A 23,342-nucleotide genomic window follows, 5' to 3' on the forward strand; every position below is an offset into this window, starting at 1 on the left:
TTAGGTATACAGTGTAGCAGGTGTGGGGTGGTTAAAAAAGAGGCGAAGCGGGGTGCTTCGCCCTTTTAGACACTCTTATCGTTTCCAGAAATCATCAAAGATGGTGATCGGTGGGCGACGCTTGTGTTCAGTTTTCAGATACCAGCCTTCAATAGTGCGGGCGATACTGTCATCAAGCTTTTTGCCTTCGAGGTAATCATCAATGTTGTCGTAGGTTACACCGAGGGCTGCTTCGTCCGGCAGAGAAGGGCGATCGTCTTCTAAATCTGCGGTTGGCGCTTTCTGATAAAGATGTTCCGGGCAACCGAGTGCAGCCAGCAGCTTTTTCCCCTGACGTTTGTTCAGGCGATAGATAGGGTTGATGTCCGTACCACCGTCGCCGTATTTGGTGAAGAAGCCCGTAACCGCTTCAGCCGCGTGGTCAGTGCCGACCACGACGCCTTTAGTCATACCCGCAATGCTGTATTGGGCTTTCATGCGTTCGCGGGCTTTTTCATTGCCACGGACAAAATCACTCAGCTCAATGCCCGCTTCACGCAGGGCCTGCTCACTGGCGAGCACGGCACCTTTAATGTTAACGGTGAGAACGCGATCGGGTTGGATAAACGCAATGGCGTCCTGGCAATCCTGTTCGTCAGCCTGTACACCAAAAGGAAGACGCACGGCAATAAACTGTAGCGAATCGTCGCCCGTTTCCTGGCGCAGCTCAGTAATAGCCTGCTGACACAGTTTACCCGTCAGCGTAGAGTCCTGGCCGCCGCTGATGCCTAATACCAGCGACTTCAGAAAAGGATAAGTTTTAAGGTAGTCTTTTAAAAAATCGATGCTGCGGCGAATTTCATTGTTTTCATCAATCGCAGGCTTGACGCCCAGGGTTTGAATAATCTCTTGTTGCAGAGCCATTACGCCCTCCATATGCAAAAACGAGAAGAATGAGTGATGGGTTAAAACTACCCTTTTGGGCGTAAAACGACAAGGATCACCGTTTCGAGCGGGGCAAATTAGGGTGATGGAGCGCCTTAACGTTGTTTTATTAGAATTTTCCGAAAATCCTGCCGCTTCGCACTCAAAGTTGATGAAAAGAACATTTTGTCCCATGCTTAGATAACACGCTGAAAAACAAGAGGACGGAATATGAACAAGAAAGTAGCGGGATTACTAAGTGCAGCGGCGGTATTAACTATGCTGGCGGGTTGTACAGCTTACGATCGTACTAAAGATCAATTTTCGCAGCCGGTAGTTAAAGACGTGAAGAAAGGCATGAGCCGTGCGCAGGTTGCGCAGGTCGCGGGTAAACCTTCTTCAGAAGTCACCATGATTCACGCACGCGGTACCTGCCAGACCTACATCCTGGGTCAACGTGATGGTAAAGCAGAGACTTACTTCGTGGCGCTCGACGATACGGGACACGTCGTTAACTCTGGCTATCAGAGCTGTGCTGAGTACGATACCGATCCGCAGGCACCGAAAGCACAATAATCCTTTTGCCTGATGAGTAAACGAACCGGCCTTGTGGCCGGTTTTTTTATGTATTGACGAATCTTATTTATTTGCGCGAATTATTTACATAAAATGTGAAGGCAGTCAAAACGACAGGTCAAGGAGAGACTATTTCGATTAACGGCGAATTATCACCTCCCCGCCCCATGCCGTATACTCGATTGCAATGACAAACAAATGTAGCACCCGCAGGCGTCAAGCTGGTGATAGTGGGTGGTCATACAAGAGGGAAGTTGCTATGGAAAAGAAACATATCTATCTGTTTTGCTCTGCTGGCATGTCAACGTCGTTACTCGTCTCAAAAATGCGTGCTCAAGCCGAGAAGTATGAAGTTCCTGTGGTGATCGAAGCGTTTCCTGAAACACTGGCGGGCGAAAAAGGCCCCAATGCAGACGTCGTATTACTCGGGCCGCAAATTGCTTATATGCTGCCAGAAATTCAACGTTTATTACCGAACAAACCGGTTGAAGTGATCGACTCTGCGCTGTACGGCAAAATCGATGGTTTAGGTGTGCTTAAAGCTGCGGTCGCATCAATTAAAAAAGCCGCCGCTAATTAATTATTTTATTTTTCCCGTCAAAGAGTTATTTCACACACTTACGCCGCAATATTTTATTGCGGCATTTAAGGGTAATTTCCTATGAGTAGAGTCATCAATTCACTTGAAAAGGTACTCCTTCCTTTTGCTGTTAAAATAGGAAAGCAGCCGCATGTTAATGCCATCAAAAACGGTTTTATTAAGGTTATGCCGTTAACGTTGGCTGGGGCAATGTTCGTTTTAATCAACAACGTTTTTCTGAGCTTTGGGGATGGTTCCTTTTTCTATTCATTAGGAATTCGTTTAGATGCTTCTACCATTGAAACCCTCAATGGCTTTAAAGCCATCGGCGGCAACGTATACAACGGTACGTTGGGTATTATGTCGCTGATGGCGCCTTTCTTCATCGGAATGGCGCTGGCTGAAGAACGGAAAGTGGATCCACTGGCCGCCGGATTATTATCGGTGGCGGCGTTTATGACCGTCACACCTTATAGCGTGGGTGAAGCCTATGCCGTAGGGGCAAACTGGTTAGGTGGGGCAAACATTATATCCGGTATTGTTATCGGGTTGGTGGTTGCTGAGATGTTCACCTTTATTGTTCGCCGTAACTGGGTTATTCGTTTACCGGATAGCGTTCCAGAATCGGTCTCACGTTCGTTTTCTGCACTGATTCCTGGCTTTATTATTCTCTCTATTATGGGGACGATTGCCTGGGCACTGTCGAATTGGGGCACGAACTTCCACCAGATCATCATGGATTCCATTTCTACGCCGCTGGCGTCGATGGGCGGCGTGGTTGGTTGGGCATACGTCATTTTCACCTCGCTGCTGTGGTTCTTCGGCGTACATGGCTCTCTGGCCCTGGCGGCCCTGGACAGCGGTATTATGACCCCATGGGCGCTGGAAAACGTCCAGCTGTATCAGCAGTACGGCTCCGTTGACGCGGCGCTGGCGGCGGGTAAAACCTTCCACGTGTGGGCAAAACCGATGCTCGACTCTTACATCTTCCTGGGCGGTACCGGGGCGACGCTGGGTCTGATTATTGCCATCTTTATTACCTCTCGTCGCGCAGACCATCGTCAGGTGGCTAAGCTGGCGCTGCCGTCAGGCATCTTCCAGATTAATGAGCCAATCTTGTTTGGTTTGCCAATCATCATGAACCCGGTGCTGTTTATTCCTTTCATTGTGATTCAACCGCTGCTGGCTGGGATAACCCTGACGGCCTACTATCTGGGTATCATTCCGCCGGTGACCAACATCGCGCCGTGGACCATGCCGGCAGGCCTGGGGGCGTTCTTTAACACCAACGGTAGCGTCGCGGCATTCTTGCTGGCGATATTCAACCTGGGTGTTGCAACACTGCTCTACATGCCATTTGTGGCTCTCGCCAACAAAGCGCAAACCGTCATTGATGAAGAAGAGAGCGAAGAAGAGATCGCGCTCGCCCTGAAATTCTAAGATTGCTCGGCGCGGGGAAACCCGCGCCACTCAAAAGGAGAGACAAGATGTTTGATTTGGATACCATCGTGGCAGAAGAGGCCGCCGAGAACGATCTAGAAGAAGTGGTGATGGGGCTCATTATTAATTCCGGACAGGCACGCAGTCTGGCGTATGCTGCGCTCAAACAGGCGAAGCAGGGCGATTTTGAGGCGGCAAAAACCATGATGGCGCAATCCCGCACGGCGCTGAATGAGGCTCATCTGGTGCAGACAAAACTTATCGAAAGCGATCAGGGTGAGGGTAAGATGAAGGTTAGCCTGGTACTGGTGCATGCGCAGGATCATCTGATGACCTCCATGCTGGCACGCGAGCTGGTAGCAGAGTTGATTGAGCTTCACGAGAAGATGCCCTAGGTCAGGTTACAGGAGGTCAACACGATGGAAATCAAAACCGCACTTGAGCAGCAGTTGTTTAACGGCAAGAATTTTCATGTGGTTATCTACAACAAGACGGAAAGCGCGAGTGGCTTGCATCAGCATGACTACTACGAATTCACGATTGTGTTGACCGGACGCTACTACCAGGAAATCAACGGCAAACGGGTCTTACTGGAGCGCGGTGACTTTGTGTTCCTCCCGATGGGTTCCTACCACCAGAGTTTTTACGAATTTGGCGCTACGCGCATTCTCAACGTGGGCGTAAGCCGACGTTTCTTCGAAAAACATTACCTGCCGCTGGTGCCGTTCTGCTTTGTGGCCTCGCAGGTTTATCGCATCAAGACTGAATTCCTCACGTGGATTGAAACGGTTATTGCCTCACTTAACTTTCGTGACAGCGAATTTGACGAGTTTATTGAAACGGTGACGTTCTATGTGATGAACCGCCTGCGCCATCATCGTGATGAACAGCAGGTTATCGACGATATTCCGCAATGGCTTCGTGGCACCGTTGAATTGATGCATGAAAAAATACAGTTTGGCGATAATGCGCTGGAAAATATGATCGCCCTGTCGGGTAAATCACAGGAATATCTCACGCGCGCCACCCAGCGGTATTATCAGAAAACCCCGGTGCAAATTATTAATGGCATTCGCATTAACTTTGCTAAAAAACAGCTGGAAATTACAAATTATTCGATAACCGATATTGCCTACGAGTCGGGTTACAGCAGTCCGAGCCTGTTTATTAAAACCTTTAAAAGGTTTACCTCATTCACTCCGAACAGTTATCGAAAAAATCTGACCGTAATAAATTAAATTCAGGCGGTGTTATCCGCCTATGAATATTGACATAAGCGCTTGCCCAAAATAGCGGGAACGGAACGCTATACTTTGCAGGCGGTTAACCTGATACGCTAAGGGAGATACTATGCAACAGAAATTAAAAATCGTGACCATTGGTGGTGGCAGCAGTTATACCCCGGAACTTCTGGAAGGGTTTCTTAAACGTTATCACGAACTGCCGGTCAGCGAATTATGGCTGGTAGACGTTGAAGAGGGCCAAGAGAAACTCGATATTATTTTCGATCTCTGCCAGCGAATGGTTAAAAAAGCGGGCGTTCCGCTAACCGTCTACAAAACTCTGGATCGCCGTCAGGCACTGAAAGATGCTGACTTTGTGACAACCCAGCTGCGCGTCGGGCAGCTAAAAGCCCGTGAGCTGGATGAGCGTATCCCGCTGAGCCACGGCTATCTGGGCCAGGAAACCAACGGTGCAGGCGGCCTGTTTAAAGGTTTGCGTACCATTCCGGTGATTTTTGACATTATCAAAGATGTCGAAGAAATTTGCCCGAACGCCTGGGTCATCAACTTTACCAACCCGGCCGGGATGGTCACGGAAGCCGTGTATCGCCACACGGGTTTTAAACGCTTTATCGGCGTTTGTAATATCCCGATTGGCATGAAGATGTTTATCAGCGACGTACTCGCACTGTCCGACAGCGACGATCTCGCTATCGATCTGTTTGGCCTGAATCACATGGTCTTTATCAAAGACGTCCTGGTTAATGGCGAATCGCGCTTTGCCGAGCTGCTGGATGGTGTGGCCTCTGGCCGACTCACCGCAGGCTCGGTGAAAAATATCTTTGACCTGCCGTTCAGCGAAGGCCTGATTCGTTCGCTCAATTTGCTGCCGTGTTCTTACCTGCTTTACTACTTCAAGCAGAAAGAGATGTTGGCTATCGAAATGGGCGAATACTACAAGGGCGGCGCGCGCGCGCAAGTTGTGCAAAAGGTGGAAAAGCAGCTGTTCGATTTGTATAAAAACCCTGACCTGAACGTCAAACCGAAAGAGCTTGAGCAGCGCGGCGGGGCGTACTACTCGGATGCTGCCTGTGAAGTGATCAACGCCATTTACAACGACAAACAGGCCGAACATTATGTGAACGTGCCGCACTACGGTCATATTGATAACATCCCAGCGGACTGGGCGGTGGAGATGACCTGTATCCTGGGCCGCGATGGGGCGAAGCCGCATCCTCGCATCACGCATTTTGATGAAAAAGTGATGGGTCTTATTCACACTATTAAAGGTTTTGAAGTCGCGGCAAGCCACGCGGCGCTGAGCGGTGAGTTTAATGATGTCCTGCTGGCGCTTAATCTGAGCCCACTGGTCCATTCCGACCGCGATGCAGAATTGCTGGCGCGAGAGATGATTCTGGCGCATGAAAAATGGCTGCCTAACTTTGCGGCGACAACCGAGAAGCTCAAACGCGAACATCGCTAAGAGGGAACGAGATGGAAAATCTGCTGATCGTAAATGCCGACGATTTTGGCCTGTCAAAAGGGCAAAACTACGGCATTGTCGAAGCTTGTCGCCACGGAGTGGTGACATCGACCACCGCGCTGGTGAATGGCGAAGCGATTGAACATGCCGCGGCGCTGAGCCGCACACTGCCGGAGTTGGGTGTCGGCATGCACTTTGTGTTAACGCTGGGCATGCCGCTCACGTTAATGCCAGGTCTGACGCGTGATGGCCTGTTTGGTAAATGGATTTGGGAGATGGCTGAGCGTGGTGCTCTGCCGCTTGAGGAGATTGCGCGCGAACTGGATTGCCAGTTTAACCGTTTTGTCGATCTCTTTGGGCGTGAGCCTACGCATATCGACAGCCATCACCATGTGCATATGATCCCGGCAATTTTCCCTTTGGTCGCCGCGTTTGCGGCCCGCAAAGGGGTGGCGATGCGCGTTGACCGCCAGGCGCTGGCGTTGCATGAACTGACGCTTAGCGACGCGCCTACCACTGACGGCTACAGCAGTGATTTTTACGGTGACGAGATCGGTGAAGCGCTGTTTTTGCAGGTGCTGGATGCCTCTACGGCGCGCGGTGAAAGATCGTTTGAAGTGATGGCTCATCCGGCGTTTGTCGACAATACGGTGCGTAAAAGCGCCTATTGCTGGCCGCGTCTGGCAGAACTGGACGTGCTGACGTCAGCATCGCTAAAGTACGCGATTGCCGAGCGAGGGTATCGTTTGGGGACCTTCAGAGATTTGTGAAAGTGAATAACCCGGGAGGCGAAATCGCCTCCCGGGTTATGTTTAGGCCGGGATTGCAGCGATCTTACTGCTGCGCGACCATACGCGGTGTGCGGCAAGCAGATCGAACAGTTCGTCCATAAACGACCCGTCTGCGCTATCGCCCTCTATGATACCTTCCTCGCCTTGATCGGCCACCTTCAACAGCGTTTTAAACTGGCGTGCATCGCCCGCAAGCGCGATAGGTTTCAGGTGCTTATAGGCTTCGAGCAGGTAATAGGCAGCATCGCCGTTCCCGAGCAGGCTTTTTATATCTCCGCAAGGGACCAGCACCGCATCTACGGTGAGCGACGGCGCACCGGCAAAAGTCCCCGCAATCGGCACAACGGTTCCATCGTCAGCTTTCACTTCACCCATGCGTGAATACAGCAGTTTTGCATGGACGCCTTTGGCTTTAAGCGCCTGAAGGATAGCCAACAGGTCGCTGGATTTGGTGGTGTCGTTGAGCAATACGGCCACCACGCGACCTTTAATCGATCCGCCCGGTACGGCATACAGGCTGAGCGAAGGATCTTTTTTAAGGCCGTTGACCTCTTTCGGCGGTGCGGTATGACGTTGCTCGTCCGTCAGGGCAATCCCCAGATTATCCGCCACGCTTTGCGCGAGTTTGATATCGATATGCACCAGCTGATCAACAACGCGTTCACGGATATAGGTCCGTACCACTTTGCCTAGCTCAAAACTGAACGCGCCAATAATGTGCTGCTGCTCAACCGGCGTCTGGCTTTGCCAGAACAGGCGAGGGTGGGCGTAATATTCGCCAAACGACGGGCTGCGCTCGCGAATTTTTGTGCCTTCAACCCGCTCCTGATAGGACTCAAAACCGCCGCGTTTGGGTCCTGGCGGCGTTTCGCGCGGCCAGTTATCGTTGATAGAGTTAGGCTCGTAGTTCGCTGGGTTGGTGTCGATATCCTGACGATGCATGCCGTCACGCTGGAAATTATGGTAAGGGCAGGTCGGGCGATTGATCGGGATTTCGTGGAAGTTTGGCCCGCCGAGACGGCTAATTTGCGTGTCGGTATAGGAGAACAGGCGTCCCTGTAACAGCGGATCGTTAGTGAAATCAAGCCCCGGCACAATATGTCCGGGATGGAACGCCACCTGTTCGTTTTCAGCAAAGAAGTTATCCGGGTTGCGGTTGAGCACCATTTTGCCCACCAGTTGCACTGGAACCAGCTCTTCAGGGATGAGTTTGGTGGGATCAAGCAGGTCGAAATCGAATTTGAATTCGTCCTCTTCAGGAATTAACTGGAATCCGAGTTCATATTCCGGGTAATCACCCGCCTCGATGGATTCCCACAGTTCGCGACGGTGGAAGTCAGGATCGCGGCCGGTCAATTTTTGCGCCTCATCCCATACCAGCGAGGCTTTCCCGGCAACGGGTTTCCAGTGGAAACGGACAAACGTGGCTTTGCCTTCGGCGTTGATCAGGCGGAAGGTATGAATGCCAAATCCTTCCATCGTGCGATAGCTGCGCGGGATCCCGCGATCGGACATGGCCCACATCACGTTATGCAGCGTTTCAGGCTGTAGCGAAACATAGTCCCAGAAGGTGTCATGTGCGCTTTGGCCCTGCGGAATGGCCCAGTGCGGTTCCGGTTTAACGGCGTGGACAAAATCCGGGAACTTATGCGCATCCTGAATGAAGAAAACCGGCGTGTTGTTGCCTACGAGGTCGAAGATCCCTTCATCGGTATAAAACTTTGTCGCGAAACCGCGAATATCACGCACCGTATCCGCCGATCCTGCTCCCCCCTGGACGGTAGAAAAACGCACGAAGACCGGCGTTATCTTATCCGGGTCGGAGAGGAAAACCGCTTTCGTGACGTCGCTCAGGCTCTTATAAGGCTGGAAATAACCGTGGGCAGCGGAGCCGCGAGCATGAACGATACGTTCCGGTATGCGCTCGTGGTCAAAATGGGTGATTTTTTCCCGCAGGATAAAATCTTCGAGCAGCGTCGGGCCGCGATTACCCGCACGAAGCGAATTTTGGTCGTCGGCAATGCGCACGCCCTGGTTGGTGGTGAGGGCAAAACCTTCGCTGCCTTTGCGGTGATTCTCTAATGACTTGAGTTTGTCATTGCCGGTGTCCGGTGATTTTAGACTTCCCGGTGCCGTCGGTTGTTCACCAGGCGCGGTAGGTTCTGGCGCGGGGCGATGGGAACCATCCTCCGGGGCGAGCGAGTCCATGCCGGGTTGAGATTCCTCGGTGCCATGAATAGGTGATTGATGGGGTTGATGGGTCTTATCTTTTTTCGACATTGCACTCGTCTCCTGTTTTCATTGCTGAAATCGGTCGTTGTTGCGTAAAAGCCTACTAACTATAGAACAATGTGGTTTGATGGCGGGCAAAGTGAGAGTTTTCACAACGACGGTGCGCGAAAGGCACGGTGAGGGCGATGCGAAGCGCGACGTGCGGGGCCGGGATCGGCTATGATAGGAATTTCCTGTTTCCAGAATTTGCTTTAGTGAACCAGTCGCTTATGAAATCGTATCGTCAACAAAACCGTCCTGTTATTAGCTACGTGCCTCGCGTCGAACCTGCGCCGCCCGCTCACGCCCTGAAAGTGGATGGCTTTCGCGACGTCTGGCAGCTGCGCGGGAAATATGTAGCGTTCGTCCTGCGGGGCGAAAATTTTGAGCGCTCGCCTACATTTACCGTCGCGGAAGCGGCGCAGCGTTGGGCGATGCAAATCCGTCAGGATGACGATATTCAGGAATAGCAGACATAAAAAAACCGCTCGAAAGCGGTTTTTTTGTTTTTGCAGCAATTAACGATGCGCCAGCTCGGCGTTTTCGTCGCTGTCGAGAATCGTTTTGTCGGTCTGCTTCAGCCACTGGCTGGTCAGCGTACCGGCAGTCATAGAACCACTGACGTTAAGCGCGGTACGACCCATGTCGATGAGCGGCTCAACGGAGATCAGCAGCGCAACCAGAGTCACCGGCAGACCCATCGCAGGCAAGACGATCAGTGCGGCAAAGGTTGCACCGCCGCCGACACCCGCAACGCCTGCGGAGCTAACGGTAACAATACCGACCAGGGTAGCAATCCATACCGGATCCAGTGGATTAATCCCAACGGTCGGGGCGACCATCACGGCCAGCATCGCCGGATAAAGACCCGCGCAACCGTTCTGACCAATCGTGGCGCCAAAAGAAGCAGAGAAGCTGGCGATAGATTCTGGTACACCCAGACGACGCGTTTGCGCTTCGACATTCAGAGGGATCGATGCGGCACTGGAGCGGCTGGTGAACGCGAACGTCAGAACCGGCCAGACCTTACGGAAGTATTTCAGTGGGCTAACGCCATTCACGCCCAACAGAATGCCGTGTACCACGAACATAATGCCCAGACCCAAATAAGACGCAATGACGAAGCTGCCCAGCTTAATGATGTCTTGCAGGTTAGAACCGGCCACCACTTTAGTCATCAGCGCCAGTACACCGTACGGCGTCAATTGCATGACCAGACGAACCAGCTTCATTACCCAGCTTTGCAGCGTGTCGATAGCGGTCAGGACACGCTGGCCTTTAGGCGCATCATCCTTCAGCAGTTTCAGCGCGGCGACACCCAGGAATGCAGCAAAAATGACCACGCTAATAATAGACGTAGGGTTTGCACCGGTCAGGTCGGCAAACGGGTTCTTCGGTACGAAGGAGAGCAGTAGCTGCGGTACGCTCAGATCGGCGACTTTGCTTGCATAGTTGGTTTCAATCGCCGTCAGACGCGCGGTTTCAGCGGTGCCCTGGACCAGCCCTTCAGCAGTCAGGCCAAACAGGTTGGTGACCAGCACACCGACCAGCGCAGAAATCAGCGTGGTGAACAGCAGGGTTCCAATGGTCAGGAAGCTGATTTTACCGAGCTGCGACGCATTATGCAGACGGGCAACTGCACTCAAAATAGAGGCAAAGACCAGCGGCATAACGATCATTTGCAGCAATTGTACATAGCCGTTACCGACCACGTTGAACCACTGAATGGAATCTTTCAGGACGGGATTATCAGAACCGTAAATAGCCTGTAATGCCAGACCAAAGACGACGCCCATCACCAGGCCAACCAGTACTTTTTTTGCCAGACTCCACTGCTTGTGACGCGTCTGCGCCAGCAGCAATAGCAAGACAACGAACACCACGATGTTCGCGATTAGTGGAAAGTTCATCCCCGTTCTCCCGATTTATTATCCGATCGGTATATTCCGATCATGTTGGCGCAAGGTTAGCAGAAGTGTGATGTCGCGCTTATATCCAAATGGAATTGATTATGACGAATGTGATTGTTTTGTAGGTTTAATGTTCAATCTGGTGATTAATAAAACGATCGAACTGCATTTGCAGCGAATTGATCATCTGTGATGACCAGCGGACTGCACCATTTTCGGGCAACGTTTGCGGCATCCAGACGGCGTAAGCAAAAAGCGCCATACACAATACGCGCTCTAGCTGGTTGCCTTTTTGCGGAGCCAGGATCGGAAAGCGAAAACGCCAACGGCAGGGCCAGAGCAGCGGGACGCCAGCAGGCGTAAGCATATCCGCCAGGATGTGGCTCAGGTAGCCAAGCACCATTCCTTGTATCGCATCGGCAGGAACAATCCAGCTTTCCGGTACTTTCAAGTAGAAGAGGGTGAGCAGCGCAAACACCGCCAGCAGGCTGTGAGTGAATCCGCGATGACCAAAGGCTCGGGCGATGGGCTTTGCTATCCATTTCAGCCGCTGTCCGAGAAACGACTTAGGGTGATCGATATCCGGAAGTAAGCAGGTCAGAACCGCAGAAGGAACAATATGCCACCAGTCGCCCTGTGCCAGAACAGGGGTAAGCTCAGCGTTTTTAGCAAACACTGCGCAGGCAATAGAAAAAAGGAGGTGGCCTTCCGCCGTCATGATAAAACCCACGAAACTGTCAATTCATACAGTATAGGTTTTTTATACAGTAGGCGGAAGAGGTTACGGTGTAACTCTTTGTCACAAAGTGGCGTTATCTCGCCAGCCAGCCGCCATCGACGGCTAATGTATAACCATTCACGTAATCAGAAGCCGACGAAGCCAGAAAAACAACCGGGCCCTGGAGGTCTTCCGGCGTTCCCCAGCGCGCGGCTGGAATGCGATCCAATATCTCTTTACTGCGCTGCTCGTCATCTCGCAATTGCTGCGTATTATTGGTCGCCATATAGCCAGGCGCTATCGCGTTGACGTTAATCCCGTGCGTTGCCCACTCGTTTGCCAGCAGGCGCGTTATTCCAAGCACACCGCTTTTGGACGCAGTATAAGAGGGCACGCGAATCCCGCCCTGGAATGAGAGCATGGAGGCGATATTAATAATCTTGCCGCCTGCACCTTGTGCGATGAACTGGCGCGCTACGGCCTGAGAGAGGAAAAAGACAGATTTCAGGTTGAGGTTGATAACGTCATCCCAGTTTTTTTCACTGAACGACAGGGCATCTTCCCGTCGAATGGTTCCCGCGTTATTGACCAGAATATCGACGCGACCCATCTCTGCCACCGTCTTTGCGACGATATCATCAATGGCGTCTTGCCTGCTGAGATCGGCCTGAATCGCCATGAAACGTCTACCCAACGCTTTGACGCGGGTGGCGGTTTCTTCAGGGATCTTACGATTCACGCCAACGATGTCACATCCCGCCTGGGCAAGACCCAGCGTCATCCCCTGGCCTAGACCGGTATCGCAACCCGTTACGATGGCCACTTTTCCCGAGAGACTAAAGGCGTCCAGTATCATATATACCTCAGAGTGTAGGGTTATTGTCATTCTGAAGGTAAGGATAGAAGGCGTGAGCGGGAAATACAAATGGAAATGAAATGATGTTTTAAAAATATTATGGCGGTCATGTTTTCGGGCAACGTGGCGTTGCCCGATCCCGATGTTAAGCGCCGAAAAGGTGCTCGACGGTCAAATCTTCAAGCGTAACCAGCTTAACGTTCGCGAGGGCAAAGCGCGGATCTTTCTGACCTTCTTCCTCTGGCACGACGATGGATCGCATTCGTGCAGCCTTGGACGCAATCATCCCGTTGACGGAATCTTCCAGCGCGACGCAGGCCAGCGTATCCACGCCTAATTTAGCGGCACAATCCATATAGACCTGCGGATGTGGCTTGCTGTAGGGCAGTTTTTCGGCTGAGGCCAGCGCGTCGAAGCTATCCTGCAGTTCAAACATCGCCAGTACCTTTTCCAGCATTTGCAGCGGAGAAGCTGACGCCAGGCCTACTTTCAGGCCCTGAGCCTTGCAAAGGGCAATGGCTTCACGTGCGCCAGGCATTAACGGACGGTTTTCTTCTACGAGAGCAATTGCCCGGCTGATAATGCGGTCGGTGACTTCCTGCCGGCTCGGGCCGTCCCACGGTTGGTGGGCGAACCAAAGCTCAACCACCATATCAATCCGTAGCCCCAGCGTATCGGGAAGTTCGTCACGACGGCTAATGTCTACGCCAAGGCTTGCCATGACATCCAGTTCAGCACGATCCCAGAGGGGCTCGGAATCGATCAGTAATCCATCCATATCGAAAATAGCAGCAACAATTTGGCGCGGGGTCGACATGTCGACGTCTCCTTTCGTTGAGATACAGTAGAAGTTATGACTCAGTATGAGGAGCAATTTAGCATATCGCCTTTAAAGATCGGGCGAAAATGATGACCAGCAGGTAGACTTAGGCACAAAGAAAGCGTCTTTATGAAGGGGAACTGATGACGTATCAACAAGCTGGACGCGTAGCAGTGCTAAAACGCATTGCCGGTTGGGTGATTTTTATTCCGGCTGTGATTTCTACTCTGATTTCTGTACTTAAATTTATGTACGATCACAGTGAAAAACAGGCAGGGATTAATGCGGTTATGCTCGATTTCGCTCATGTTATGATTGAGATGATGCGCTTTAATACGCCATTTCTTAATGTATTCTGGTTTAACTCACCCACGCCCGATTTTCATCAAAAACAGAACATTGTTTTTTGGGTTATCTACGCATTTATTTTTATTGCTCTGGCGCTACAAGCATCCGGGGCACGCATGAGTCGCCAGACCCGCTTCCTGCGCGAAGGGGTAGAAGATCAGCTGATTCTTGAGAAAGCGAAGGGCCCAGAGGGCTTGTCGCGCGAACAGATCGAATCGCGGATTGTGGTGCCGCATCACACCATTTTCCTGCAAATATTCCCGCTGTATGTCCTGCCGGTCATTATTATCGTAGGCGGTTACTTCTTCTTCTCGTTACTGGGTTTTATCTAAGATTAAAACGGGTGACGTGGAGTCACCCGTATCGACCGTTATGCCGCTAAAACCCTTTCCAGCGCGCGTTGCGCGTTGACCAGATGTTCCCCTCCAAAGAGAATCGCCCGGTTAAACAGCGTATACAATTGGTAGACAGGCTGTCGCTCCAGAAAACCAGATGGCAGCGGCGAAACCGACTGATAGCCATCATAGATCTGCGGCGGTTGTTCGGGATGGAGCGGCAACATGGCAAGATCGCATTCCCGGTCTCCCCAGTAGCAGGCAGGATCAAAAATATAGGGTCCGTTCGGCCCTAAAGCGCAGTTGCCCGACCACAGGTCTCCATGCAGCAGGGAGGGTTGCGGCTGATGCGAAGACAGACGCTGCTGAACATGCTCAACAATCGCATCTATATTGCCAAATTCCAGACCTTTTTCAGCCGCCAGTTCTAACTGCCATCCGATGCGTTGCTCGGCAAAGAAGGTAGACCAGCGGCGCTGCCAGGCATTAGGCTGCGGCGTCGTAGAGAGGTCGTTATCAAAGTCGAGACCAAATTGCGGCTGATCGCTCCACTGGTGGAGGCGTGCAATTTGTTGGCCCAGGATGAAGGCGTTATGGGCGTCCAGTGGACGGGCAGGGAGATAATCCATCACCAGAAAACTGTAGTCACGATCGCTGCCCAGCGCCCAAACTTGCGGTACCGAGACCGTCTTGCTGCGCGACAGTAATTCCAGCTGATCGGCTTCGGCAGTGAAGATGGGAAGCAGCTCCCGCTCATCACATTTTACGAAGAAGTCACGACCCGCGTAGCGTACATGCCATGCGGCGTGGATCTCTCCGCCTGGCAGTTCGTTACGAAGTTCAATTTCGCCTTCGCCCAGTTGCTCACGTAAAAGATGACTGATAGCCTGCCACATGATGACTCTCCCATGTTGTCTGCCAGATCATGAAGTTAACGCATAACCGTCGTTCAATAATACGAGCTAACGCACACCTGAGCCGATTGGATCCCTACAGGGCACTTATTGTTCTCTTTTTTGCCACTCTTCCCAGGTACTCACGTGAATATCCGCATTTTTACCTGTCGCACTCTCTACCAGCCCGCTGGCAAGCGTTTTGACATCATCTGGACTCAGGGCACTAATCAACCCAAAGGTATTGGTGCCAAGATCGTGTACGTTGCCTTCTTCGTCACTCAGCGTGAGTAGAAAGCCGCCGCGAGTGAGATGGTTCGTCACCTCGTTAAGTTCGGTGAGCGAGTCTTCATGAAATTTGACGATTACCACATAGCGGGTGATGTCACCACTGCTCATAATTCACCTCGTTGTTATCATGAAAGTTTTCTTAGCATAGTCGATTGCGCCAGTTTGGCGACTTAATGAGCATTTCCCCCTCACGCTGAGGGGGAAATGACGGTCACGGCTGGGAGAGATAAGCGATGATTTTCTGCGTGTCGGCATGAGAGCACAACCGCGTACCTTTATTAATGGTGGCAGCGCTACCGGCGGCGACGCCGTAACGTGTCATTTCCAGAAGCGTTGCGCCTTCGGCCAGCTTTAACGTCATGGCTCCGACCATGCTGTCACCGGCACCTACCGTACTTTGACTTTTCATCGGTGGTGGAACAACCTGAACCGAGCCTGTCTCATCGACTGCTAATGCACCTTGCGGCCCCAGAGAAACGACTACGCGGCGGACTTTTCCGCTGCGTACCAGTTCCTGCGCGGCTGAGCGGACATCATCCGGCTGGCTTAATTCACGGTTCACCAACGCGCTGAGCTCTTTTTGGTTCGGTTTGATAAGTTCCAGATTGCCCGACTCGAGGGCGGCAACCAGCGCCTCGCCTGAGCTATCAACAATACATCTCAGCCCTTTTTGCTGTGCGGCGCGAATCAGCCCGGTTAATTTCTCCGTTTTCACTCCCGGTGGGAGACTGCCGCTAATGACCAGTATCGAACCGCTTTCAATGGCCATAACTTTTTCTTCAAGCTGGCGGAATTCATCATCATTCAGCGTGGCACCTGGCATAACAAAACGATATTGCTCACCGCTGGAATCGACGTGGACATGCAAGTTTTGCCGGGTCCAGTCCTTCGCGATAACGGTATCCACTGCGATACGTTCGTCTGTCAGCAGTGAAACAAGGTGCTCACCCGTGGCACCACCGGCAGGAAAGATCGCTGTAGCTTTACCACCAAGAAACGTAATTGCGCGAGCGACGTTGATACCGCCGCCGCCGGGTTCGAAAACTGGCGAGGTGCAACGGAGTTTGCCCTCGGGGTAAATCTGTGCGGTTTGAGTGGCGCTGTCCAGGGAAGGGGAGAGCGTAAGTGTGTAAATAGAAACCATCATTACCTCCTTTTAGCATGGATTGCCTTAAGCCTGGCACCAATCTACCGGAAGGGAAAGTAAATAACAGTATGATTTTTCATGTGAATATTTACATAAGTCGTGTTTTTTTAATATGTAATAAAAGACGGTTTAAGATCGTTCTTATTCAAAAAATGAAATAAGAAATCATTGCTATGTTATATGAGCCTTTTTATAATTTGTTACCTTTCTAAGGATGCCTTGTCATTGATCCTCAAGAAAGTTTCCGAGACCGTGATGGTCTCTTTTTTTGTTGTACGGACTCCTTTATAAATGAAGCTCTTGAAGACAGTACCCGCCGCAATGATGCTGGCGGGAGGCGTGTTTGCCTCGATGTATGCAGCCGCTGATGACACCGTTTTTACTGTCATGGATGACCCCTCCACTGCACAAAAACCGTTTGAAGGTAATCTTAACGCGGGTTACCTGGCGCAATCTGGTAATACCAAAAGCTCCTCTTTGACCGCAGATACCACCATGACCTGGTACGGCAACACGACGGCCTGGTCACTGTGGGGTAATGCGAGCAATACGTCATCTAACGACGAGCGTTCTTCTGAGAAGTATGCAGTGGGCGGACGTAGCCGTTACAACATGACCGATTATGATTACCTTTTCGGTCAGGCAAGCTGGTTAACTGACCGCTACAATGGCTATCGCCAGCGTGACGTATTCACTACGGGTTATGGTCGCCAGTTCCTGAATGGGCCAGTGCACAGCTTCCGTTTCGAATTTGGTCCAGGTGTTCGTTACGATGAATACACTGATGGCGATACAAAAACGCAACCGTTGGGTTATGCTTCAGGCACCTACGCTTGGCAATTTACCGATACTGCAAAATTCACCCAAGGCGTTTCCGTATTTGGTGCTGATGATACAACGCTGAACTCTGAGACTGCGCTGAACGTCGCGATCAACGAACACTTTGGTCTGAAAGTCGCTTACAACGTGACCTGGAACTCGTCACCACCGGCATCTGCCCCGGAAAATACCGACCGCAGAACCACGATTTCCTTAGGTTATAAGATGTAATAAAAGCGGGTCGGGAATTACCGACCCATTTTTAAAATCTTAGCAACTCGTGCTATTTAATATTAAACAGCGTTTTAAAATATATATTCAACAACTGTCTCCATACTTTCTTCATAATTGCACATTCATTTAAATAATCAGTTTATTTGACACAAATTGATAAATAAATTGACTATGCAGAAGTGTGATCCAGATCTACACTTAACGCACAGGCAGATAATTGCCTTAAGTCGTTCTGCATTAATTAAGACAGAGAAGAATAATTATGAAAAAAATTAAAACTGCTGCAGCAGCAATGGTGCTTTCAGCACTGTCATTTGGTGTTTTTGCTGCTGATTCAGTGACGCCACCTGCCAGTAATACCCCCGATGCCATCGGCATCACTCATGCCTCTGATGTTGAAGCCGGCTCTAACATCGCACCAGGCTCTCAATCTACCGGACAATCAATGAATGATGCATTTGATGTGCATAAACTGGTTGCGGGTGAATGGTCCTGATCACGTTGGTCAACGTTAATTATTGTGCTTATAATTGCCTATAAAAAAAACCGGATACTGTCGTTCCGGTTTTTCTTTTTTAAATCAGTGTAAATGTATTCAAATTTAACGCATGAACGCTATATCGTATATCGGCGGTTTGTGATGGCTAATTGCGACCTAGCCCCAGATCATTGCAGCCCAACGTAATAGCAGCATCGCGCCGCAGATGGAAATTAACAGCACCACCATCTTCCAGTGTTTTTTAGCAAAGCGTTTTGACGGCATAACCCTGTCCCTCGTCAGTTGATAGTCAGAGTCTACCAAATGCGGTTATGCGGTGTAACCCATTGTGTTTAGAACCAATGGAATTTATCGGCCAGAATCATCACCAGGCCGGCGGCAGAAAGTAAATTCAATACAACGACAGTTCTACTGGATACGTTCATATATTGCCCCTGTGACGTGTAAGGACCTGTTCAAGGATAGCTCAGCAAAGTGCGATTGCGAGCGTCGGAACGCGAAACTCCGTTAACTCATACAAAAGTTGTAGAGACTCAATCTGGCTGCCGGGGATGCATTCACCCTTTTATTAGTGTTACCATCACCAAGCCGATCGTAAATTGGATTTTGTCTGATTTCGATTCCGTGGACGATGGCGAGCCAATTTGACGATTGTTGGTCAGATGGTTTCGTAATCTACTGTTAAAAAACAATTATTTTCTTTGTATATGCTCTTATGTGTGGGGCATCACTGCAAATAAGGATATAAAATGCCTGTAATTACTCTTCCTGATGGCAGTCAACGCCATTACGACCACGCCGTTAGCCCGATGGATGTTGCGCTGGACATTGGTCCAGGCCTGGCAAAAGCCACCATCGCTGGCCGTGTAAATGGTGAACTGGTTGATGCCTCCGATGTGATCGAAAACGATGCAAAATTGTCCATCATCACCGCAAAAGATGAAGACGGTCTTGAGATTATTCGTCACTCCTGTGCGCACCTGTTGGGTCATGCTATCAAGCAGCTTTGGCCTCACACCAAAATGGCGATTGGCCCGGTTATCGACAACGGTTTCTACTATGACGTTGACCTTGACCATACGCTGACCCAGGAAGACATCGACGCGCTCGAAAAACGTATGCACGAGCTCGCCGAAACGAACTACGACGTCATCAAGAAAAAAGTCAGTTGGCACGAAGCGCGTGAAACCTTCGTGAAACGTGGCGAGAACTATAAAGTGTCTATTCTTGATGAGAATATCGCGCATGATGACAAGCCCGGCTTGTATCATCATGAAGAATACGTCGATATGTGTCGTGGACCGCACGTGCCGAATATGCGTTTCTGCCATCACTTCAAACTGATGAAGATCGCAGGCGCCTACTGGCGTGGCGACAGCAACAATAAGATGTTGCAGCGTATTTATGGTACCGCGTGGGCAGATAAAAAAGCCCTGAGCGCCTATCTGGTTCGTCTGGAAGAGGCCGCGAAGCGTGACCACCGTAAAATCGGTAAACAGCTTGACCTGTATCATATGCAGGAAGAAGCACCGGGTATGGTGTTCTGGCATAACGATGGCTGGACTATCTTCCGTGAACTGGAAACTTTTGTACGCTCTAAGCTTAAAGAGTACCAGTATCAGGAAGTGAAAGGCCCGTTCATGATGGACCGTGTGCTGTGGGAAAAAACCGGCCACTGGGACAACTACAAAGATGCGATGTTCACCACGTCTTCTGAAAACCGTGAATACTGCATCAAGCCAATGAACTGCCCGGGTCATGTTCAGATCTTTAATCAGGGTCTGAAATCGTACCGCGATCTGCCATTGCGTATGGCTGAATTTGGTAGCTGCCATCGTAACGAGCCGTCAGGCGCGCTGCATGGTCTGATGCGTGTACGTGGCTTTACTCAGGATGATGCCCATATTTTCTGTACTGAAGAGCAGGTGCGTGAAGAAGTTAACGCCTGTATTCGTATGGTCTATGATATGTACAGCACTTTTGGCTTCGAGAAAATCGTCGTCAAACTCTCAACGCGTCCCGAAAAACGTATCGGTAGCGACGAGACCTGGGATCGTGCTGAAGCGGATCTGGCAGTCGCGCTGGAAGAGAACAACATCCCGTTTGAATATCAACTGGGTGAAGGCGCGTTCTACGGTCCGAAAATTGAATTTACTCTGTATGACTGCCTCGATCGCGCATGGCAGTGCGGAACGGTACAGCTGGACTTCTCTCTGCCGCAGCGTTTAAGCGCCTCTTATGTTGGCGAAGACAACGAGCGTCAGGTGCCGGTGATGATTCACCGTGCAATTTTGGGTTCAATCGAACGCTTCATCGGTATTTTGACTGAAGAGTTCGCTGGCTTCTTCCCAACCTGGCTCGCGCCAGTGCAGGTTGTGGTCATGAATATTACCGATTCTCAGGCCGATTACGTTAAAGAATTGACGCAGAAATTACAAAATGCGGGAATTCGCGTAAAAGCGGACTTGAGAAATGAGAAGATTGGCTTTAAAATCCGTGAGCACACATTACGTCGTGTCCCTTACATGTTGGTCTGCGGTGATAAAGAGGTGGAATCTGGCAAAGTTGCCGTTCGCACCCGCCGTGGTAAAGACTTGGGCAGCCTGGACGTAAATGAAGTGATTGAGAAGCTGCGACTAGAAATTCGCAGCCGCAGTCTTCAACAACTGGAGGTATAAGGTATTAAAGGCGGAAAACGAGTTCAAACGGCGCGCCCGAATCGTATTAATAGCGAAATTCGCGCGCAAGAAGTTCGCTTAACAGGTCTGGAAGGCGAGCAGCTTGGTATTGTGAGTCTGAGAGAAGCTCTGGAAAAAGCAGAAGAATCCGGAGTAGACTTAGTCGAAATCAGCCCTAACGCCGAGCCGCCAGTTTGTCGTATCATGGATTACGGCAAATTCCTCTATGAAAAGAGCAAGTCTTCTAAGGAACAGAAGAAAAAGCAAAAAGTTATTCAGGTTAAGGAAATCAAATTCCGACCTGGCACCGACGATGGCGATTACCAGGTAAAACTCCGCAGCCTGGTACGCTTTCTGGAAGAGGGTGATAAAGCTAAGATCACACTGCGTTTCCGCGGTCGTGAGATGGCTCACCAGCAGATTGGTATGGAAGTGCTTAATCGCGTCCGTGACGATCTGAGTGAACTGGCAGTGGTCGAATCCTTCCCATCGAAGATCGAAGGCCGCCAGATGATCATGGTGCTCGCTCCTAAGAAGAAACAGTAAGGCCTTCAAGTAGCAAGAGCTGTGGAGCCTTCGGGCTTCACAGGTTTTGTTCGCCTACGTTTCGTTTATTAACAATGCGAAGTGGAAGTTATTAAAATGCCAAAAATTAAGACCGTACGCGGTGCTGCTAAGCGTTTTAAAAAAACCGGTAAAGGTGGCTTTAAACACAAGCGTGCTAACCTGCGTCACATTCTGACTAAAAAAGCTACCAAGCGTAAACGTCACCTGCGTCCAAAAGCCATGGTTTCTAAAGGCGATTTGGGTCTGGTTATCGCGTGCCTTCCGTACGCATAAGTCGTTAACGTTTTTTTAACTTTTTAATTAGAATCGATACAGGAGAGCACATATGGCTCGCGTAAAACGTGGTGTAGTTGCCCGTGCACGTCACAAGAAAATTTTGAAACAAGCCAAAGGCTACTACGGTGCGCGTTCACGCGTATACCGCGTTGCCTTCCAGGCTGTTATCAAAGCTGGTCAGTATGCTTATCGTGACCGTCGTCAACGTAAGCGTCAGTTCCGTCAACTGTGGATTGCGCGTATCAACGCAGCAGCACGTCAGAACGGTATTTCTTACAGCAAATTCATCAACGGCCTGAAAAAAGCCTCTGTTGAAATTGACCGTAAGATTCTGGCTGACATCGCAGTATTCGACAAATTAGCGTTCACCGCTCTTGTCGAAAAAGCGAAAGCAGCACTGGCATAAGCCAGTTGAAAGAGGGGGCTTAGCTCCCTCTTTTGTTTCAAGATTATCAAAATATTGACTTTTTCCCGTTGAGCCTTTCCAATAAGCTCTTACGGTATCGACCACACAAGGTAACGCAAGCATGAATGCTGCTATTTTCCGCTTCTTCTTTTACTTTAGCACCTGAGTTCAGGAGGCTAGCGCGTGAAAGATGAAACGAAAAACAGCGCCAGAAAGCCTCCTGATGGAGGCTTTTTTTGTTTCTACCGCTTATGAATATCGCCACATAACGAGGAAAACCATGTCACATCTCGCAGAGCTGGTTGCCAATGCAACGGCCGCCATTAACCAGGCGTCAGATGTTGCCGCATTAGACAATGTTCGCGTCGAATATCTGGGCAAAAAAGGGCATTTGACCCTTCAAATGACCACCCTGCGGGAGCTGCCGCCGGAAGAGCGTCCAGCCGCTGGCGCGGTCATTAACGAAGCAAAAGAGCAGGTTCAGCAAGCGCTTAACGCCCGCAAAAACGATTTAGAAAATGCCGCGCTGAACGCCCGTCTTGCTCAGGAAACCATCGATGTGTCCCTGCCGGGCCGTCGTATCGAGAACGGTGGGCTGCATCCGGTCACTCGTACTATTGACCGTATTGAAAGCTTCTTCGGTGAGCTTGGCTTTACCGTGGCGACAGGCCCGGAAATCGAAGATGATTATCATAACTTTGATGCGCTGAATATCCCAGGTCATCACCCGGCACGCGCCGATCACGACACCTTCTGGTTTGATGCCACCCGTCTGCTGCGTACTCAGACCTCCGGCGTGCAGATTCGTACCATGAAAGAGCAAGAGCCGCCGATCCGCATCATTGCGCCGGGCCGTGTTTATCGTAACGACTATGACCAAACTCACACCCCGATGTTCCATCAGATGGAAGGTCTGATCGTCGATAAAAATATTAGCTTTACCAACCTGAAAGGCACGCTGCACGACTTCCTGAATAACTTCTTTGAAGAAGATCTGCAGGTTCGTTTCCGTCCTTCCTATTTCCCGTTCACCGAGCCTTCTGCTGAAGTAGACGTAATGGGTAAAAACGGTAAATGGCTGGAAGTACTCGGCTGCGGCATGGTGCATCCAAACGTTCTGCGTAATGTCGGTATCGATCCAGAAGTTTACTCCGGCTTCGCTTTTGGTATGGGGATGGAGCGTCTGACCATGCTGCGTTATGGCGTAACCGATTTGCGCGCCTTCTTCGAAAACGATCTGCGTTTCCTCAAACAGTTTAAATAAGGGCAGGAAAGAAT

Annotated in this window: 27 protein-coding genes, 1 pseudogene and 1 other annotated feature; of the genes and pseudogenes, 17 read left to right on the forward strand and 11 right to left on the reverse strand. The window is 50.6% G+C overall.

From position 1 onward, the window contains the following. Positions 1-75 precede the first annotated feature (75 nt). Positions 76-903 (reverse strand): NAD(+) synthase, encoded by an 828-nt coding sequence (gene nadE / locus AC6EMZ_RS04835; RefSeq protein WP_498401266.1) that lies wholly within the window; start codon positions 901-903, stop codon positions 76-78. A 231-nt stretch (positions 904-1,134) separates the two neighbouring features. On the opposite strand from nadE, the gene osmE reads away from it, so the two are divergent. The 7 genes and pseudogenes from osmE to chbG all read left to right on the forward strand — a co-directional run bounded on the left by osmE (position 1,135) and on the right by chbG (position 6,975). Beyond that, positions 1,135-1,479, forward strand: a complete 345-nt coding sequence (gene osmE / locus AC6EMZ_RS04840; protein ID WP_498401267.1) for an osmotically-inducible lipoprotein OsmE — start codon at positions 1,135-1,137, stop codon at positions 1,477-1,479. Positions 1,480-1,666: 187 nt separating this feature from the next. Continuing rightward, complete coding sequence (locus tag AC6EMZ_RS04845) at positions 1,667-2,059, forward strand: PTS sugar transporter subunit IIB (protein ID WP_498401268.1); 393 nt, start codon at positions 1,667-1,669, stop codon at positions 2,057-2,059. 81 nt (positions 2,060-2,140) lie between these two features. Then, positions 2,141-3,499 carry a PTS N,N'-diacetylchitobiose transporter subunit IIC gene (chbC, locus tag AC6EMZ_RS04850; RefSeq protein ID WP_498401269.1) on the forward strand — a complete coding sequence of 453 codons (1,359 nt, stop codon included), beginning with the start codon at positions 2,141-2,143 and terminating at the stop codon, positions 3,497-3,499. Between the two features lie 47 nt (positions 3,500-3,546). Further along, a complete protein-coding gene (gene chbA, locus AC6EMZ_RS04855) occupies positions 3,547-3,894 on the forward strand; it encodes a PTS N,N'-diacetylchitobiose transporter subunit IIA (protein WP_498401270.1) in 348 nt (115 codons plus the stop codon). 21 nt (positions 3,895-3,915) lie between these two features. Further along, positions 3,916-4,737 (forward strand): annotated as a pseudogene (gene chbR, locus AC6EMZ_RS04860) (transcriptional regulator ChbR); the annotation flags it as partial. Between the two features lie 112 nt (positions 4,738-4,849). Beyond that, positions 4,850-6,205, forward strand: a complete 1,356-nt coding sequence (locus AC6EMZ_RS04865) for a 6-phospho-beta-glucosidase (RefSeq protein ID WP_498401271.1) — start codon at positions 4,850-4,852, stop codon at positions 6,203-6,205. 11 nt (positions 6,206-6,216) lie between these two features. After that, positions 6,217-6,975: a chitin disaccharide deacetylase gene (chbG, locus tag AC6EMZ_RS04870; protein WP_498401272.1), complete on the forward strand. Its 759-nt coding sequence runs from the start codon at positions 6,217-6,219 to the stop codon at positions 6,973-6,975. 42 nt (positions 6,976-7,017) lie between these two features. On the opposite strand, the gene katE is transcribed toward chbG, so the two are convergent. Beyond that, positions 7,018-9,276 carry a catalase HPII gene (katE, locus tag AC6EMZ_RS04875; RefSeq protein ID WP_498401273.1) on the reverse strand — a complete coding sequence of 753 codons (2,259 nt, stop codon included), beginning with the start codon at positions 9,274-9,276 and terminating at the stop codon, positions 7,018-7,020. A gap of 221 nt (positions 9,277-9,497) precedes the next feature. On the opposite strand from katE, the gene cedA reads away from it, so the two are divergent. Further along, positions 9,498-9,737 carry a cell division activator CedA gene (gene cedA / locus AC6EMZ_RS04880; RefSeq protein WP_498401274.1) on the forward strand — a complete coding sequence of 80 codons (240 nt, stop codon included), beginning with the start codon at positions 9,498-9,500 and terminating at the stop codon, positions 9,735-9,737. 48 nt (positions 9,738-9,785) lie between these two features. Here cedA and AC6EMZ_RS04885 read toward each other — a convergent pair whose 3' ends face one another. The 4 genes from AC6EMZ_RS04885 to hxpB all read right to left on the reverse strand — a co-directional run bounded on the left by AC6EMZ_RS04885 (position 9,786) and on the right by hxpB (position 13,568). Next, positions 9,786-11,177 carry an L-cystine transporter gene (locus AC6EMZ_RS04885; protein WP_498401275.1) on the reverse strand — a complete coding sequence of 464 codons (1,392 nt, stop codon included), beginning with the start codon at positions 11,175-11,177 and terminating at the stop codon, positions 9,786-9,788. A gap of 127 nt (positions 11,178-11,304) precedes the next feature. Then, positions 11,305-11,895 (reverse strand): metal-dependent hydrolase, encoded by a 591-nt coding sequence (locus AC6EMZ_RS04890; protein ID WP_498401276.1) that lies wholly within the window; start codon positions 11,893-11,895, stop codon positions 11,305-11,307. Positions 11,896-11,989: 94 nt separating this feature from the next. Beyond that, positions 11,990-12,751 (reverse strand): 2-dehydro-3-deoxy-D-gluconate 5-dehydrogenase KduD, encoded by a 762-nt coding sequence (gene kduD / locus AC6EMZ_RS04895; RefSeq protein ID WP_498401277.1) that lies wholly within the window; start codon positions 12,749-12,751, stop codon positions 11,990-11,992. Positions 12,752-12,896: 145 nt separating this feature from the next. Continuing rightward, complete coding sequence (hxpB, locus tag AC6EMZ_RS04900; RefSeq protein WP_498401278.1) at positions 12,897-13,568, reverse strand: hexitol phosphatase HxpB; 672 nt, start codon at positions 13,566-13,568, stop codon at positions 12,897-12,899. A 146-nt stretch (positions 13,569-13,714) separates the two neighbouring features. Here hxpB and AC6EMZ_RS04905 point away from each other — a divergent pair, with 146 nt between their 5' ends. Continuing rightward, complete coding sequence (locus AC6EMZ_RS04905; protein ID WP_498401279.1) at positions 13,715-14,251, forward strand: YniB family protein; 537 nt, start codon at positions 13,715-13,717, stop codon at positions 14,249-14,251. A gap of 38 nt (positions 14,252-14,289) precedes the next feature. Here AC6EMZ_RS04905 and AC6EMZ_RS04910 read toward each other — a convergent pair whose 3' ends face one another. The 3 genes from AC6EMZ_RS04910 to pfkB form a co-directional block, all read right to left on the reverse strand. After that, positions 14,290-15,150 (reverse strand): fructosamine kinase family protein, encoded by an 861-nt coding sequence (locus AC6EMZ_RS04910; protein ID WP_498401280.1) that lies wholly within the window; start codon positions 15,148-15,150, stop codon positions 14,290-14,292. Between the two features lie 105 nt (positions 15,151-15,255). Further along, positions 15,256-15,546 (reverse strand): type V toxin-antitoxin system endoribonuclease antitoxin GhoS, encoded by a 291-nt coding sequence (gene ghoS / locus AC6EMZ_RS04915; protein WP_498401281.1) that lies wholly within the window; start codon positions 15,544-15,546, stop codon positions 15,256-15,258. A gap of 103 nt (positions 15,547-15,649) precedes the next feature. Continuing rightward, on the reverse strand, positions 15,650-16,582 hold the full coding sequence (gene pfkB / locus AC6EMZ_RS04920) for a 6-phosphofructokinase II (RefSeq protein ID WP_498401479.1): 933 nt from the start codon (positions 16,580-16,582) through the stop codon (positions 15,650-15,652). A gap of 294 nt (positions 16,583-16,876) precedes the next feature. On the opposite strand from pfkB, the gene AC6EMZ_RS04925 reads away from it, so the two are divergent. Beyond that, positions 16,877-17,635, forward strand: coding sequence for a DUF481 domain-containing protein (locus AC6EMZ_RS04925; protein WP_498401282.1), 759 nt, complete (start codon positions 16,877-16,879; stop codon positions 17,633-17,635). 265 nt (positions 17,636-17,900) lie between these two features. Next, positions 17,901-18,134, forward strand: a complete 234-nt coding sequence (locus AC6EMZ_RS04930) for a YdgH/BhsA/McbA family protein (protein ID WP_498401283.1) — start codon at positions 17,901-17,903, stop codon at positions 18,132-18,134. Positions 18,135-18,293: 159 nt separating this feature from the next. On the opposite strand, the gene yniD is transcribed toward AC6EMZ_RS04930, so the two are convergent. Both yniD and yncL read right to left on the reverse strand, forming a co-directional pair. Further along, positions 18,294-18,401 carry a small membrane protein YniD gene (gene yniD / locus AC6EMZ_RS04935; protein ID WP_498401284.1) on the reverse strand — a complete coding sequence of 36 codons (108 nt, stop codon included), beginning with the start codon at positions 18,399-18,401 and terminating at the stop codon, positions 18,294-18,296. A gap of 68 nt (positions 18,402-18,469) precedes the next feature. Further along, positions 18,470-18,562 (reverse strand): stress response membrane protein YncL, encoded by a 93-nt coding sequence (gene yncL, locus AC6EMZ_RS04940; protein ID WP_498401285.1) that lies wholly within the window; start codon positions 18,560-18,562, stop codon positions 18,470-18,472. A 324-nt stretch (positions 18,563-18,886) separates the two neighbouring features. Here yncL and thrS point away from each other — a divergent pair, with 324 nt between their 5' ends. The 6 genes from thrS (at position 18,887) to pheS (ending at position 23,328) form a co-directional block, all read left to right on the forward strand. After that, entirely contained in the window at positions 18,887-20,815 is a 1,929-nt protein-coding gene (thrS, locus tag AC6EMZ_RS04945) for a threonine--tRNA ligase (RefSeq protein WP_498401286.1), read from the forward strand. A 3-nt stretch (positions 20,816-20,818) separates the two neighbouring features. After that, positions 20,819-21,361 carry a translation initiation factor IF-3 gene (gene infC / locus AC6EMZ_RS04950; protein ID WP_071818735.1) on the forward strand — a complete coding sequence of 181 codons (543 nt, stop codon included), beginning with the start codon at positions 20,819-20,821 and terminating at the stop codon, positions 21,359-21,361. A gap of 96 nt (positions 21,362-21,457) precedes the next feature. Continuing rightward, on the forward strand, positions 21,458-21,655 hold the full coding sequence (rpmI, locus tag AC6EMZ_RS04955) for a 50S ribosomal protein L35 (RefSeq protein WP_012017121.1): 198 nt from the start codon (positions 21,458-21,460) through the stop codon (positions 21,653-21,655). 52 nt (positions 21,656-21,707) lie between these two features. Next, positions 21,708-22,064, forward strand: coding sequence for a 50S ribosomal protein L20 (gene rplT / locus AC6EMZ_RS04960; protein ID WP_012017122.1), 357 nt, complete (start codon positions 21,708-21,710; stop codon positions 22,062-22,064). Positions 22,065-22,180: 116 nt separating this feature from the next. Next, positions 22,181-22,304: a sequence feature (Phe leader region), on the forward strand. Beyond that, entirely contained in the window at positions 22,186-22,230 is a 45-nt protein-coding gene (pheM, locus tag AC6EMZ_RS04965) for a pheST operon leader peptide PheM (RefSeq protein ID WP_001386830.1), read from the forward strand. (Overlaps the previous feature by 45 nt.) 40 nt (positions 22,305-22,344) lie before the next feature. Further along, on the forward strand, positions 22,345-23,328 hold the full coding sequence (gene pheS / locus AC6EMZ_RS04970; protein ID WP_498401288.1) for a phenylalanine--tRNA ligase subunit alpha: 984 nt from the start codon (positions 22,345-22,347) through the stop codon (positions 23,326-23,328). Positions 23,329-23,342 lie beyond the last annotated feature (14 nt).

The organism is Enterobacter sp. SCRI0065, assembly GCF_059766475.1.